The 593-nt window shown below is 63.4% G+C and carries 1 protein-coding gene; it reads left to right on the top strand.

Translation table 11 applies throughout. From position 1 onward, the window contains the following. Positions 1-593: baseplate J/gp47 family protein (locus UIA24_RS23450; protein ID WP_330524052.1), on the top strand; the 593-nt coding region annotated here is incomplete at both ends.

A 593-nucleotide genomic window follows, 5' to 3' on the forward strand; every position in this document is an offset into this window, starting at 1 on the left:
GCGACCTTTACCGGTGCTGCCTCGGCGCTGCTCGATGCAGGCGTGCTGCTGCAGCGTGATGACGGTGTGCGCTTTCGGGTGACGGCCAGCGTTGTCTTGGTCGGTCAGAGCGGCACCGTCAAGCTGGAAGCCTTGGAGGCCGGCCAGTTGGGTAATACCCCAGCCGGTACGGTTCTGCGCTTGATCTCCCCGGTGCTGGGAGTCAATGACACGGTGACCGTTGATGCACCTGGCCTGCAGGGCGGTACCGAACAAGAGAGCATTGAGGCGCTGCGCGCCCGGGTGATTCGCTCATATCAGGTGATCCCTCACGGCGGCAACCAAGATGACTATGTGACCTGGGCGTTGGAAGTCCCGGGCGTTACCCGCGCCTGGCTTGTGCGGCACTGGATGGGGCCGGGCACGGTGGGTTTGTTCTTCGTCCGTGACGGCGATCTAGACCCTATCCCCAGCGCAGCAGCCTGCGAAGAGGTACGGGCGTACATCGAGAAACAGCGCCCGGTCACCGCTGAACTGTACGTACTGCCGCCGCTGGAAAAGCCGGTTCAGTACGAACTGAAGATTATCCCCGACAGCGGCGCAGTACGCCGGGC

The sequence above is a fragment of the Pseudomonas sp. AL 58 genome, assembly GCF_036348395.1.
Classification (GTDB): Bacteria; Pseudomonadota; Gammaproteobacteria; order Pseudomonadales; family Pseudomonadaceae; genus Aquipseudomonas; species Aquipseudomonas defluvii.